Origin of the sequence: Coleofasciculus sp. G3-WIS-01 (assembly GCF_040223135.1) — a bacterium.
In the GTDB taxonomy this organism is placed as follows: domain Bacteria; phylum Cyanobacteriota; class Cyanobacteriia; order Cyanobacteriales; family Coleofasciculaceae; genus Coleofasciculus.
Window position 1 is genome coordinate 1 of record NZ_JAVJZI010000027.1, and the last position, 13,510, is coordinate 13,510.

The window sequence follows — 13,510 nt, forward strand, 5'->3', positions numbered from 1 at the left end:
CTTCGCCCAATCCCCCGCCAATCGCCCCAGATATATCGGTTGTCTGCCAAATACCCAACGCGAATGCTTCGCCCAATCCACCGCCAATCGCCCCAGATATATAGGTTGTCTGCAAAATTCCCTACGCTAATGCTTCGCCCATTCCCCCGCCAATCGCCCCAGATATATCTGTTGTCTGCCAAATTCACAACGCGTATTCTTCGGACTATCCCCCGCAAATCGCCCCAGATATTTCGTTTGTCTGCCAAATTCCCAACGCGAATGCTTCGCCCAATCCCCCGCCAATCGCCCGTCAATTGCCAATGGTGATCATTTCCCCAAATCCAATTCCTTGGCTCCAAGATGCAGGAGAGTCAGATAGGGAGTCGATACACCTACGCTTAACCCATCCCGCCGAATGGGATTTGATTGTGCAGCTTTTAGATCTGTTAGATGTGATGAGTACTTCAGATTGTCAGCGTTGGGTTAAACAAGGATTGGCTTTAAGTGAGGCTTATGAGCAATTTTACAAATCCTGCCGAATTTGGGGAGATGTGAAGAATTACAACTTGCCCCTGGCTCAGGCGAGATTGGGGTTAATCGGGGTTACACAGGTGGTGTTGCGATCGCTCCTAGAGAAACTGGGTGTATCTGCCCCTAGAGCGTTGTAGGCGCGGCACAATCCAGATGGGGGAGCTGAGGCAGATGATTAACATTTCAGCTTAGCATTCTGCGATTGGGTAGGGTTGAAAGGTAAGGTTTTTTTTATCTTAGGAGGGTAGAAAAACAACTTTTTTTACAAGGCGTGACAATTCCCACTCATTCCGGTATGATTCTGAATGTGTGAGGAGCGAACCAGCGGGGGAACCGAGACGAAACACGGACAGTCGTCGGTTCCCTTTCTGATCAAAATGACTGGTGATTAGGGACTAAAGAATTAACGTTCCAATGGCTGCAGCTACGCCGTCTCGTTCAACAGAGGGAGCTACCCACTGCGCGATCGCCTGGACTTCTAGAGGCGCATTGCTCATGGCGACGCCAAACCCCGCATATTCCAACATTTCGATATCGTTAAAGTTATCGCCAATTGCCATAACATTTTGAGCGGATAGTCCCAACAAGTCTTCTGCTAAGTAGCGCACGGCTTCTCCTTTGTTGACGAGGGGATTGGTGGCTTCAAAGAAAGTGGCTACTGATTTGGTGAGGTAAAGTTCGGCGGGAGTGTATTGCTGGCGCAATCGGCTAAATAATTGGTCGATAACGGTTGTATCCTGACAGAGGGCTAATACCTTAGTGGGTTCGTTGGTAAGTACCTGACGCAAGTCACCCACCGATAGGGGTTGAATATCTGCCCGTTGAGCATAGCGCTGAGTTTCGGGAGTCATTTCCCGGACATACAATTGATCATTGATATAGAAATGCACCGAAAGCTGCGATCGCAGAATATCACTCTCAAAATAATCTAACAATTGTTCAGCCCGAGCACGGGAGACAGATAAATGACGGTGAATTGTCTCCGTGGCGGGATCTTGAATCCATGCGCCTTGATACGCCAAGATGGGTAGGGTAGAACCAACCTCCCGATGGAAGCGTAAGGCAGAACAGTACATGCGCCCTGTTGCGATCGCGACTTGAATTCCCTTTGCCTGTATCTTCCGAATGGCTTGCTTTACAGGTTCTGTGATCGTGTTGGATTCACCCGCGATTGTGCCATCAATATCCAGAACGAGTAATTGAATATTCAGGATATCTCGCTCTTGAGGCTCTAAGGATTTAGACATGTTTTAAATCTGTCATTTATACGGGGCGATACCGGGGAAAACTCGGTAACTCAATTGATGCCAATGATTTAATCTTTTTCGGACGCCGTAGCGGATAAACTACAGGTGAGGGCCAATTGGGTTGAGGGAGACTCACCTCATTTTCATCATCCCATTCATCCTCAGCCAGCTCAGCCTCTGATGTCTCTTTTGAAGATACTCCGGATTCATCAACTGTTTCTGGATCAGTTCCAGCTTCTAGCAGCCAATGGCTTTGCTCCTGAACTATATCGTATGCCAATTCTGATAACCCTGACGCTTGCGCCAGAGAGTTCATTTCAGCCAGAAGCTGTCTCTCTGCTTCTAATTCCGCCGCCGTACTCTCTGGAATCGGGGTGATTGTCGAGTCGATTGGACTTGTGGATGGGTGATACTCCGTGGCTTGAGTAAATTCCTCGGTATCTGAAGCGGAGGTAACTAATAATGAGTTGAGTTGGAGTGGACGATTCCAAAGTGGATCGGTATTGTTATAGGATTGCTCTTCTAAAAAATCCTGTTGAGCGGACCAAGGTTGGATGGGTTGGGCTTTCGGGACAACACCGCTTGTATCCCGTTTCGGACGGGTGAGTTGGGGTTCGCCTACCTGACGGTTCGGCATTTCCAGGCATTTTTCTAGGGCAACCTTAAATTGTAAGGTTTGCTGTTGCTGTCGGTGTAAGCGGGTTTTCAGTTCTCGACAGGTATTAGCCGATTGCAGTAATTGATGAGACTGTTCGTTATAACGTTTCTGGGTGAGAGCACATTCCCGTTCCAGTTGTGCCACTCGTTCTTGAGAGCTTTGTAATTGATCTGATAAAGTTTCAATCAGGATTTGCTGACGTTGGGCGGCTTGATGGGATGATTCTAGGGTATGGAACAGACGAGTTAATTGCTCTTGCAGCGTGTTAAGTTCCTCGCCTTGGCGGACAATGAGACTATCCTGCTCTTGCGATCGCAGCATCTCGGCGTTTAAGGCATCCTGTTTTTCTGTCAGGGCGTTCTGAAGCTGAGCAATTTGTTCCAGCAAGCGGCGATTGCGTTGGCGCATTTTTTGGGCAAGGGCAAACCAATCAGCGTCTTTGTTACGAGATTCTGCCAGGGTGGGGAGTGATTCGGGATTGCGATTTTCTGCCTCAATGTTTATCGTGGAGTCTGACTCGATAGTTTGGTCAATTTCAACCTCTGGCTGTGGTTCACCCTCATTCCTATCGAATATCTCAAAGAGGTTGAAGATCGTTTGAGATTCAGGATGCTCTTGCTCATCGGGGTTATGTTCAGCACTCTCATCTGTCCATTGACTGGACTCTGGGAGAGGCTCTTTATTACGAGATTCTGCCAGGGTGGGGAGTGATTCAGGATTGCGATTTTCTGCCTCAATGTTTATCGTGGAGTCTGATTCGACAGTTTGGTCAATTTCAACCTCTGGCTGTGGTTCCTCCTCCTTCCTATAGGATATCTGAAAGAGATTGAGCAGCGTCTGAGATTCAGGATGCTCTTGCTCATCGGGGTTATGTTCAGCACTCTCATCTGTCCATTGACTGGACTCCGGGAGAGGCTCTTTATTTGGGGTGTCAGAATCACTCATGGCTCTTCATCCAGAGGGTCACAAATCAACCAAAGTATGAATTATGGATTATTAATGTTAAGTGTTTATTTATATAAACCAGTATCTTGTGTTTTAAGCTGCCGGATGGCTCGGAGCCAGGGTGAGTTAGGATTTCCTCCTTTGTGACTCCTTCCCAAAGTAAGGCACAAAACTTGCCAGATTACAAATTGTGGACTCTTCGGTACTTCGGGTGAAAACCCTAGTTGATGGGGAACTTTTAGCAGGAAATGTCTTACTCAGCAAGCCTTTGACTGAATTCAATAATAACGTTTCCTGATCACCATAAATAGGGCATAGCCATCCCTTGTGCCTTATGCCTTCTGCCTTGTGCCTTTGTTCGAGCAATTTCAGGACTCCTTGACGAGAATGTCTACCAACAAATCTTGATGCATTAATGCCCGATCCACTAAGGATTGGATTTGATCGCGGCTGTTGGGATTACCATTGGCATAGTAATTGATCCAGGTATGAGCGATCGCATTCGGATCATCGGGTATTTCCGTTAACTTCCATCCTGGCAAGTCTAGTTCTGCCATGAGGGAGTCAACCTTGGGGTCATAGCTTAGGGCAAAACAGCGACAGTCTTGGGCTGCTGCCATAATCAGACTGTGGTAGCGCATCCCAATTGCCATTTCTACCCCGCGAAACAATCCTTTTAATTGTTGGGGTTCCTCGAGGTGGAAAATCTGATGGGTATCCGGAAGCTGGGAGGCAATGGATTGGGCGATGCTCAGATCTTGAGATGCCTGAAATGGCACAAGTAGTATACAGGTTTTAGTTGCCCCTTGGAAGTGTATCAGAGCTTGGGTAAGGTTGGCGAGACGCTCAGGGGTGAGATTTGGGTGCGATCGCAAGGTAACGGCGACTCTCGGTGCTGGTAAATCCCATAATCCGGGTACTGGGGTTGAGTCTAATGCCCACACGGGATCAGGGGCAACTCTAAACGGCACCTGCCAATCGGCTAGGAGGGCGGCTGAGGTGCGATCGCGGACACTGACGCCAGTACACCCCTGAAAACATTGTCGTGCCATCCAGCGCGTCAGAGGACGCTGCAACGGACCAATTCCCTGCGCCCAAGCCAGGGTTTTTAACCCCCTTTGTTGGGCGAATCCCATTAACCCACTGTAGTAAACTGGACTCATGGCACTGGTGGCGTCTTGGATTAAACTCCCACCCCCCCAGATCAAACTATCGGCTTGGTTAAAGGCTTCTAGGACACGAAACGCTGAGGTGCGATCGCAGGTTTGTACCCCATAGCGTTTACTTGTCTGCTTAGGATTACCCGAAAGCACCAGTGGTGTTATTGATTTAGGCAGCATTTGTAGCAACGACGCCAGTAACGCCTCATCACCCCCATTGCCCTTGCCATAATATCCGCATACTATCGCCCGTTTCTGCCCCATGGACTGATTCGTCTTCTGTGTTTGCTATCAGTTTAGGACAGTCCGCGATTCCTGTGTCAATTGTTTCCCTTGATGTTTAAGTAGTATAATTATTACAGATATAATACAATTACGGAGAGCAACGATCTGTTTCTCGCGATCGCACTGCAAATTCACTGAATGAATCCTAACTTAATCCTGCCCGTCGGTACGCAAATTGTCAGTCGTGTCGAGGTAAAAAATTCTGCCAATGAACCGTTATGTGTACGGGGTGCTGTTGGTGTTATCGTCAAATCGCCAACAGATAATTCCCATGCTTATCGCATCCGTTTGCCTAATAACGTTGAAATCACCCTGAATCGACAGGAGTTTAGTATCCGTAAGCATTTTCAAAGCGAAGGATTACAGCAAGCCGCTGATAGCCTGAGTGATTTAAATTTATACGAGCATATCATCTATCGCTGTATTGTGGGATCTAGGGCTTTCGGTTTAGATCAGGAAACCTCAGATATTGACCGTCGGGGTATTTACTTACCCCCTGCTGATATTCACTGGTCACTTTATGGTATTCCAGAACAGTTAGAAAACTCAGAAAATCAGGAATGTTATTGGGAATTGCAAAAGTTTTTAATCTTGGCACTTAAAGCCAATCCCAATGTTTTAGAATGCTTGTATACGCCCTTAGTTGAGACAGCAACACCCATTGCCGAAGACTTGCTAGAGAAGCGAGAAATGTTTCTCTCGCAATTAGTCTATCAAACCTATAACGGTTATGTCATGTCCCAATTCAAAAAAATGGAGCAAGATCTCCGCACCAAAGGACATATTCGTTTAAAACACGCCATGCATCTGATCCGTTTATTATTATCGGGGATTACTATCCTTAAAGAAGGCTTTGTTCCCGTTAAAGTCGATGACTATCGACAGCAGTTGCTAGGGATTCGTCAGGGAGAAATGGATTGGGAAGAAGTAAATGCTTGGCGGTTAGCATTACATCATCAATTTGATGAAGCATTGAGAAAAACATCATTACCCGAACGCCCAGATTATGAAAAAGCCAACGCCTGCTTAATTCAAGCAAGGCGAAGTCGTTCGTAGTTGCGCTGTCTTCGCCCTAAACATTCCCATTCCTTCCTATAATGAATAATGAAATATCAAAATACTTGCCACACATCATAACCTTGTAGAGACGTAGCATGCTACGTCTCTACACCACTAATATCATGTCCGGTTGAATACCCATAATTAGGGTGATGGGGAGATGGGGTGAGGGGGAGAAGTTTTTATTATGGGTGATTGGACGGACATCATATAACCCTTATCTGTTTAGAAAATTAAATCGCAAATAAACCTCATGTGTGATACATTTGTTGCCTTACCTAATTCAACCCTCAACGGTAACGTTATTTTCGGTAAAAATAGCGATCGCCCCCAAGGTGAAATTCAAGATGTTGTCGTCATTCACGCCAAAAAATACAACTCAGACACGACAGTTCAATGCACCTATATCTCAATTCCCCAAGTTGAGAAAACCTTAGCCGTAATCCTCTCCAAACCCCGATGGATGTGGGGCGCAGAAATGGGGGCAAATGAATGTGGTGTTGTGATTGGCAATGAAGCCGTTTGGACAGTTGAACCCTATAAAACAAAGGGTTTGTTGGGCATGGATTTAGTCCGCTTAGGATTAGAAAGAGGTAAAACAGCTTTAGATGCGCTTCATATCATCACCTCCTTGCTCAACAAATATGGACAAGGCGGAAATTGTGCCGAAAACTTTGCCATGAATTATCATAATTCATTTATTCTGGCAGATACCCAAGAAGCCTGGGTATTAGAAACCGCAGGTGAGTATTGGGTGGCTGAACGAGTACAGCAAGGAACTCGCTCAATTTCTAATAATCTCAGTATCCGAAATTCGGGTAATCTGCGCCATCCAGAGGTAATTCAATATGCGGTGAATCGGGGATGGTGTACTGGAGAAGATGATTTTGATTTTGCTCGGATTTTTTCTGTAGGGGGATTTTCTGAATCGCTATCCATTGATTCCAGAGAAGGGCGAGTTAGACATTTATGTCGAGTGAATGAAGGCAAGTTTTCCATAGAAACAGCACAATCAATTTTACGAGAACACAAGGGGAATATTTGTATGCATGGTGCTTATGAAAGTGCGGGAAGTCAAGTTTCATATCTGTCTCAAGATGGGTGCGAACACTGGTTTATTGACCAGCCGTTTCCTTGTCAGCAAACTTATAAACAAAAGAGTTTTTTAGTGCATTCAAGTTTGTCGTGACGTGGCACACCTAATTTGATGAATATACAAAATTGTATCGACTTGCTTTTGGGCGCAATCATCGTCTGTAGTCTACTAACTTGAAAACTGCTGTAATCAAAGTCCCCCTGATAGATCCCCCTCCCGTCCCCCTTAAAAAGGGGGAAGCCAAAAGATGCTTCGCTTTTTGTTCCATGGGGGATTTAGGGGGATATAAACTTTGATCGCTAGTCATACAAAGTCTTAAGTTGACACGGAAAAAGTTGACACGGAAAAATTAGGCAAATCATGATTGAAAGACAAAATCGCTTACTTACCGCTATTGCTGAACAGCCGTATCCGCTATTATTTGTCACCATTAGCGGGGCGCATTTATATGGATTTCCCTCACCCGATTCTGATTACGATTTGCGCGGTAGTCACATTTTACCGATACAAGAAGTCGTCGGACTAGAAACCGGATGTGAGACGATTGAAGTATCGGAAATTAGAGATAATTTGGAACTGGATATAGTTACTCACGACATCAAAAAGTTCTTTTCCCTCCTCCTGAAAAAGAATGGATATGTCTTAGAGCAATTGTACTCTCCCCTCATTGTTCATACAACTCCAGAACATGAAGAATTGAGCGCGATCGCGAAAGGGTGCATCACCCGCCACCATAGCCATCACTACTTGGGTTTTGCCCGAACTCAGTGGCGACTGTTTGAAAAAGAATGCCCGCGCCGAGTTAAACCCCTGCTTTATGTTTATCGCGTTTTACTCACAGGTATTTATTTAATGAAAACAGGTGAAGTGGAAGCCAATGTGCTCAGATTGAATCAAGAATTTAACTTATCCTATATTTCAGACTTAATTGCCCAGAAATTAGCAGGTGCGGAACAATCTAAAATAGAAGATACTGATATAGAGTTTCATCGGGGAGAATACGAACGCCTGTATGAGGAATTGGAACAAGTGAGTCAGTCGAGTAAACTACCCGCTGCACCATCGGCAAAAGATGCGTTGAATAACCTGCTGATTCGGTTACGCTTAAATTATCTTTGACATCCAAAATACCACTTAGGTTTAAAGATGACACATTGGCAGAGGGCGGGTTTTGTTGAGCCGTTATTGGTGATATTCTCAGTAAATAGCTAAACTCGCGCCTAAACTATAACGTCTTTATTAGGAAATGAACGGTGTTTAAGGAAAAAATAAGCCACATCATTGAAGCCATCATCCAGATTTGGCGATCGCAAACCAACAAGCCTCTGTTCTGGAAGCTTTCTATTCTCCCGATTTCAGGAGTAATCCTCACAGTTGTAGGGCTTTGGGTTTTTCTAGGAATTGCTGACGAGGTGTTAGAAAAGCAAACTCAGGCAATTGACAAAATGCTCATGTTGCTGGTTAAACAACTTCATTCACCTCTGCTGGATTGGATTATGCGGGGTGCTTCGATTATTGGCGGAACCGTAGTTGTTACTCTAATTTGTCTAATTTTAGGGACAATATTTTGGGTGCGACAACAGCGCGTTTATTTTACCGCGTTAGCGATTACCGCTATTGGTGGAACGGGATTAAACCTGTTAATTAAACAATTATTTGACCGCCAGCGCCCTCAACTCTGGGAAATGACTAAGAGTGAACCGAATACCTCAAGTTTCCCCAGTGGTCATGCCATGTTATCACTGGTCATCTACGGTTTTATTGGCTATTTACTCGCCCATCACTTTCGCCGTTGGCGGTGGTGGATTGTTAGCCTACTTATTGCCTTGATTGTCCTAATTGGGTTCAGTCGGGTTTATTTGGGTATTCATTGGCCCACGGACATTGTAGCCGGACAAGGGGCGGGATTAACCTGGCTTATGGCTTGTTTATTAAACCTTGAAGTTTACCGACATTATCACCAACACCGCAAAAAATCACCGCAGTCACTCTCATCCTAATTTAAAGACAATGGCACGCTCAATAATTTTATATCACCGAAATCCTTGATAGACCTTAGTAGCGTGGCACACCTAATTTGGTGTATTAGAATTCTATCCAGAAACTGTAGGGGCGCATGGCGTGCGCCCATAAAATCTGCAAATCTAATCCATCATTTTAGCTGGGTCAGTCCAGTAGGGTGGGCATTGCCCACCACCTTTAAGTTAGTATTAGCAGCAATAAAGCCAAACCACGATGGAAGCGGTTATATTAATCGGAATCCAGGCGTCAGGGAAATCATCATTTTGCCGCGATCGCTTGTATAATACTCATATCCGGATTAACCTGGATATGCTCAAAACTCGACATCGGGAAGCTATACTATACTTGTCAAGTTCTAATAATTTAAACTATTCGTTTATCCAGAACGGTTTAAATTTTTCAATAAGGTTACTGTCTTAACAAAACGTCATAATTGCTCGTTTTTTACCTCTCTCTGGGAAAAAGCTACGAATTTTCAGGGGTTGCGTCGATTGTGAGAGGATTGTACGATTTTCAGGTATACTATCTATGGTGGTTATTTTGTAGGTAAAAATAATCTCGACCCAGCTAAATCCCTTGAAGCTTCGTAAAACTTTGTATAATTCCTGGTTTTCGTCTCACTGCCAATGTACCCTTGGACGCATGTATTTTATTAAACTTACGATAAAAATTATTACTCAGTCTTGACAAAAACACAGATTACACAGATAGGATGGCAACTTTCCCAAACACTGAATAGTCAGAGACACAGATTGACACAGATAACTAAATAATTCCCCCACAAGTTAATCATTGTTTGATCGGCATTGAGGCTAACGCTTTGTCTGTGAAATCAGTGTTACTAACCTTTCACTCCCAACCCCTAACCTTCCTCCTTGCTCAGAGAAATCAGTGTTCAAAATCAGTGGCTAAACCCGCCCCCACAGTTCCTAAACCTGTCCCTAGACTATTGCTTTATCATCTTGATTCACAACCCGATTTAACTTGCCACTGTGATACCCTTCTAAATCTAGGGTGACATACAAAAATCCTAAATCTTGAAACGCTGATACCAGGGTTGGTAAATCCATGGTCAGAACAAATTCTTTAATTTGTTCCGGCGATAATTCAATTCGTGCGGTATCCCCTTGGGAACGAACCCGCAAATTTTTCCACCCTAATTTCCGTAAATAAACTTCCGCCCGCCCTACTCGTTGCAGTTTCGCGATCGTAATTTCTTCGCCGTAAGGAAAGCGAGAACTTAGACAAGGTTGGGCGGGTTTATCCCACCACGGAAGCCCTAACTGTTGCGAGAGTTGGCGCACTTCAGCTTTTGTTACGCCCACTTCGGCTAAAGGCGATCGCGCCCCCCGTTCTTGCGCCGCTTGAATTCCAGGGCGATAGTCCCCTAAGTCATCAGCATTCACGCCATCCACGACATACGGATAACCCCGTTGTAGCGCCAAGGGTTTCAGTGTGTCGTGAAGTTCACTTTTGCAGAAATAGCAACGGTTAACCGGATTGGCAGTATAATTGGGATTATTCATTTCATCGGTTTGCACCAATTCATGGGGAATGCCAATTACCGCCGCTTGAATCCGGGCGTCTTCCAACTCTTCGGGTAACAGAGACGGGGATTCGGCGGTTACAGCTAAAGCGCGATCGCCTAAAACATCATAAGCAATCTTGGCAACTAAGGTGCTATCCACTCCTCCAGAATAGGCAATCAATGCCCGATCCATTTGAGCAAATAAGCTTGTGAGTTGTTCAAGTTTATTATTTAACATGGTTTAGGGCAGAAAGCTCCAGGGCAGAAGGCAGAAGGGAAAGAGGAAACTTAAATTGATGGATTCCCTTGTAGGGGCGCAAGGCTTGCGCCCAGAAATACCTCGGTTGTTTGCAGAAAAATAGACACAAATGACAATGACAATTAAGCCAAAAGCGATTCCCCTTGTTCATCCGAAGTTGCCAACTCTTCTAAACGTTCCTGTTGATCTTGGGTAATGCAAGATTGAATCACAGACTCCAAATCCCCTTCCAGCAAGTTATTCAGAGAATAGTTTTGACCCAAGCGATGATCAGTAACGCGATTGTCCTTATAATTATAAGTGCGAATCTTCTCCGATCGCGAACCCGTACCCACCTGCGATCGCCGCATCGAGGTGACAGCTTCCTGTTGCTCCCGCAGCTTCATTTCATACAGTTTAGCCCGGAGAATTTGTAACGCCCGCTCTCGGTTTTGCAGTTGAGAACGCTCCTCAGTACAGAAGATCCGAATCCCAGTCGGCTTGTGGAACAGATCAACCGCTGTTTCCACCTTATTCACATTCTGTCCACCCGCGCCACCCGAACGGGCTGTGGAAACCTCCAAATCCTTCGGATCAATCTCAATTTCCACATCATCCACTTCTGGCATTACCGCGACAGTCGCGGTTGAGGTATGGACTCGTCCCCCCGCTTCCGTCACCGGGACTCGTTGCACCCGATGAACGCCGGCTTCAAACTTCAGCTTGCTGTAAACCTGTTCCCCTTGGATTTCCAGAATTGCCTCTTTAAATCCACCCATATCAGCCGTGGACTCGCTCAATAGCTTCACCCGCCAGTTCTGAGTTTCGGCATAGCGTGAGTACATTCGCACTAAATCCCCTGCCCAAATACTGGCTTCGTCGCCCCCAGTTCCGGCTCGGATTTCCAACATGATGTTCTTATCATCATTAGGATCACGAGGTAAGAGTAAGATTTTTAGGCGCGTTTCCAGTTGACTGAGCTGGGTTTGCAGTTCCTCAACTTCCAGAGATGCCATTTCATACATTTCACCACCTCCATTGGCTTCCTTGAGGATTTGCCGAGCGCCAACCAGTTCTTCCTGAGCTGTTTTCCAGAGTTCGTAGGTGTTAACCACATCCTCTAAGGAAGAACGCGCTTTTGCCACCCGTTGCACTTCCACCGGATCAGTGGCAATATCGGGGTCAGCCAAACGGCGCGTTAATTCGTGAAAGGTTTGTTCAACCGATTTTAATTTATCAAGTAGGTAAGTTTCCGCCATGGTTCAAGCGATCGCTCCATTGAAATAGCTGAAATAAGCATTGAAGTGCGAAGTCTAACTATTAAGAGTTAGGCTTCGCTAACGTCGAACACACTTCAACCTACCTAGCTATTTCTCTTTAGACGATTGCTGCTCTGAGGCATTCCCTTCTAACATGCCGTATTTCCGCATAAAGCGCTCCACACGACCTTCCGTATCAATAATTTTTTGGGTTCCCGTGAAAAAGGGATGATTCCCCGACCACACATCAACATGAAGTTCCGGCTGGGTTGAGCCAACAGTCATCACAACTTCTCCGTTGCAATAGACTTTGGCGTCTGGATACCACTGGGGATGAATATCAGATTTTGGCATTGTTACTGTCCTCTAGTCGAGCAAGCGTTTCTTTATGTCTGTAGTTTGGGGCGAACTCACCCCAATTTATCCTTATTGTATTACCCAAATTTTAACGCTTCGAGTATTGGGGAGCTTTGCGGGCTTTATGTAAGCCATATTTCTTCCGTTCTTTGGCACGGGGATCGCGAGTTAAGTACCCTTCACTCTTCAACGGAGAGCGATTGTCCGGATCAAGTTCACAAAGCGCCCGCGCCACGCCTAAGCGAACGGCATCCGATTGTCCCGTCAATCCACCACCATGAGCATTGACTAAGATGTCGTAATCATTCTCTAAACCCAAGGTTTCCAGTGGCGCTTTGGTCACCATTAAATAAGCTGGATTGAGATTAAAGTAGACATCGCCGGGACGACCATTAACAATAAGTTGACCCGTACCCGGAACTAGGCGTACCCGGGCGACTGAGGATTTACGGCGACCGGTTCCCCAGTAAACCGCGCGATTTTCCATCGGTTCTGTTGCTTGCATTAGTCTTGTTCTCCTGGAATGGTGTTAATGGTTAAGGCTTGAGGTTTTTGAGCGTCATGGGGATGAGTTTCACCCGCATAGACTTTTAGCTTAGTAAAAAGTTTGCGACCCAGGGAATTTTTAGGCAGCATCCCTTTAACCGCCTTTTCGATAATCCGTTCCGGTATGCGGCCTTGTAAATGCTCAAAGGTTTCAGTCTTCATCCCGCCTGGACGACCGGAGTGGCGGCGATAGAGCTTCTGGCTGCTTTTTTTTCCCGTAACGACGACTTTCTCGGCATTGACAACGATAACGAAGTCCCCCGTATCCATATGGGGAGAATAGGTCGGCTTATTTTTCCCTCTAAGAATCATGGCAATTCCAGTTGCCAATCGTCCCAGACGTTGACCTTCGGCATCAATAACGTACCAATTTTGTTCTAGGGAATCGTGAGTCGGCAGGTAAGTTTTTTGCATGAGTTTTTTTGATTACGTAAACAGTTAACCTAAACACAATTGAATAAACTACTCAGGTTTGCCTAGCGGCTGAAACCTGAGTTTTCAGTAGCCCTGAAATCATCAAACAAGCTTTGCTGAACATATTTAGCAGTTCGGTTTAACTCGCACGATAACCCCGTGCCTCTAGGCTGGTTTATAGAC

At 45.6% G+C, this 13,510-nt stretch carries 14 protein-coding genes; 6 read left to right on the top strand and 8 right to left on the bottom strand.

All coding sequences use genetic code 11. The features are described 5' to 3' along the window. Window positions 1-302 precede the first annotated feature (302 nt). Window positions 303-650, top strand: coding sequence for a DALR anticodon-binding domain-containing protein (locus RIM23_RS02740; protein WP_446364246.1), 348 nt, complete (start codon window positions 303-305; stop codon window positions 648-650). A gap of 258 nt (window positions 651-908) precedes the next feature. Here the strand turns inward: RIM23_RS02740 and RIM23_RS02745 are convergent, their stop codons facing one another. The 3 genes from RIM23_RS02745 to csaB form a co-directional block, all read right to left on the bottom strand. Next, the gene (locus tag RIM23_RS02745; protein WP_446364248.1) at window positions 909-1,760 is read right to left on the bottom strand and encodes a Cof-type HAD-IIB family hydrolase; all 852 of its coding nucleotides are present in this window, start codon (window positions 1,758-1,760) and stop codon (window positions 909-911) included. Window positions 1,761-1,776: 16 nt separating this feature from the next. Then, window positions 1,777-3,363, bottom strand: coding sequence for a hypothetical protein (locus tag RIM23_RS02750; protein WP_446364250.1), 1,587 nt, complete (start codon window positions 3,361-3,363; stop codon window positions 1,777-1,779). Between the two features lie 368 nt (window positions 3,364-3,731). Continuing rightward, a complete protein-coding gene (gene csaB / locus RIM23_RS02755; RefSeq protein WP_446364252.1) occupies window positions 3,732-4,787 on the bottom strand; it encodes a polysaccharide pyruvyl transferase CsaB in 1,056 nt (351 codons plus the stop codon). Between the two features lie 159 nt (window positions 4,788-4,946). Between csaB and RIM23_RS02760 the strand changes: the two genes are divergently transcribed. The 5 genes from RIM23_RS02760 (at window position 4,947) to RIM23_RS02780 (ending at window position 9,405) form a co-directional block, all read left to right on the top strand. Beyond that, the gene (locus RIM23_RS02760) at window positions 4,947-5,864 is read left to right on the top strand and encodes a nucleotidyltransferase domain-containing protein (protein ID WP_446364254.1); all 918 of its coding nucleotides are present in this window, start codon (window positions 4,947-4,949) and stop codon (window positions 5,862-5,864) included. A gap of 256 nt (window positions 5,865-6,120) precedes the next feature. Next, window positions 6,121-7,056, top strand: a complete 936-nt coding sequence (locus RIM23_RS02765; protein WP_446364256.1) for a C69 family dipeptidase — start codon at window positions 6,121-6,123, stop codon at window positions 7,054-7,056. A gap of 267 nt (window positions 7,057-7,323) precedes the next feature. Continuing rightward, window positions 7,324-8,082 carry a nucleotidyltransferase domain-containing protein gene (locus RIM23_RS02770; protein ID WP_446364258.1) on the top strand — a complete coding sequence of 253 codons (759 nt, stop codon included), beginning with the start codon at window positions 7,324-7,326 and terminating at the stop codon, window positions 8,080-8,082. 134 nt (window positions 8,083-8,216) lie between these two features. Further along, a complete protein-coding gene (locus tag RIM23_RS02775) occupies window positions 8,217-8,963 on the top strand; it encodes a phosphatase PAP2 family protein (RefSeq protein ID WP_446364260.1) in 747 nt (248 codons plus the stop codon). 235 nt (window positions 8,964-9,198) lie between these two features. After that, the gene (locus tag RIM23_RS02780) at window positions 9,199-9,405 is read left to right on the top strand and encodes a hypothetical protein (protein ID WP_446364262.1); all 207 of its coding nucleotides are present in this window, start codon (window positions 9,199-9,201) and stop codon (window positions 9,403-9,405) included. Window positions 9,406-9,926: 521 nt separating this feature from the next. Here the strand turns inward: RIM23_RS02780 and larE are convergent. From larE to rplM, 5 genes are all read right to left on the bottom strand, one after another. Beyond that, window positions 9,927-10,751: an ATP-dependent sacrificial sulfur transferase LarE gene (larE, locus tag RIM23_RS02785; protein ID WP_446364264.1), complete on the bottom strand. Its 825-nt coding sequence runs from the start codon at window positions 10,749-10,751 to the stop codon at window positions 9,927-9,929. A 143-nt stretch (window positions 10,752-10,894) separates the two neighbouring features. Then, window positions 10,895-12,010, bottom strand: a complete 1,116-nt coding sequence (gene prfA / locus RIM23_RS02790; RefSeq protein WP_446361711.1) for a peptide chain release factor 1 — start codon at window positions 12,008-12,010, stop codon at window positions 10,895-10,897. 108 nt (window positions 12,011-12,118) lie between these two features. Beyond that, entirely contained in the window at window positions 12,119-12,364 is a 246-nt protein-coding gene (gene rpmE / locus RIM23_RS02795; RefSeq protein WP_446336573.1) for a 50S ribosomal protein L31, read from the bottom strand. Window positions 12,365-12,455: 91 nt separating this feature from the next. Continuing rightward, on the bottom strand, window positions 12,456-12,872 hold the full coding sequence (gene rpsI / locus RIM23_RS02800) for a 30S ribosomal protein S9 (RefSeq protein WP_446336572.1): 417 nt from the start codon (window positions 12,870-12,872) through the stop codon (window positions 12,456-12,458). Continuing rightward, window positions 12,872-13,327 (bottom strand): 50S ribosomal protein L13, encoded by a 456-nt coding sequence (rplM, locus tag RIM23_RS02805; RefSeq protein WP_446364266.1) that lies wholly within the window; start codon window positions 13,325-13,327, stop codon window positions 12,872-12,874. Before rplM ends, rpsI begins: the two co-directional genes overlap by 1 nt. Between the last annotated feature and the right edge of the window lie 183 nt (window positions 13,328-13,510).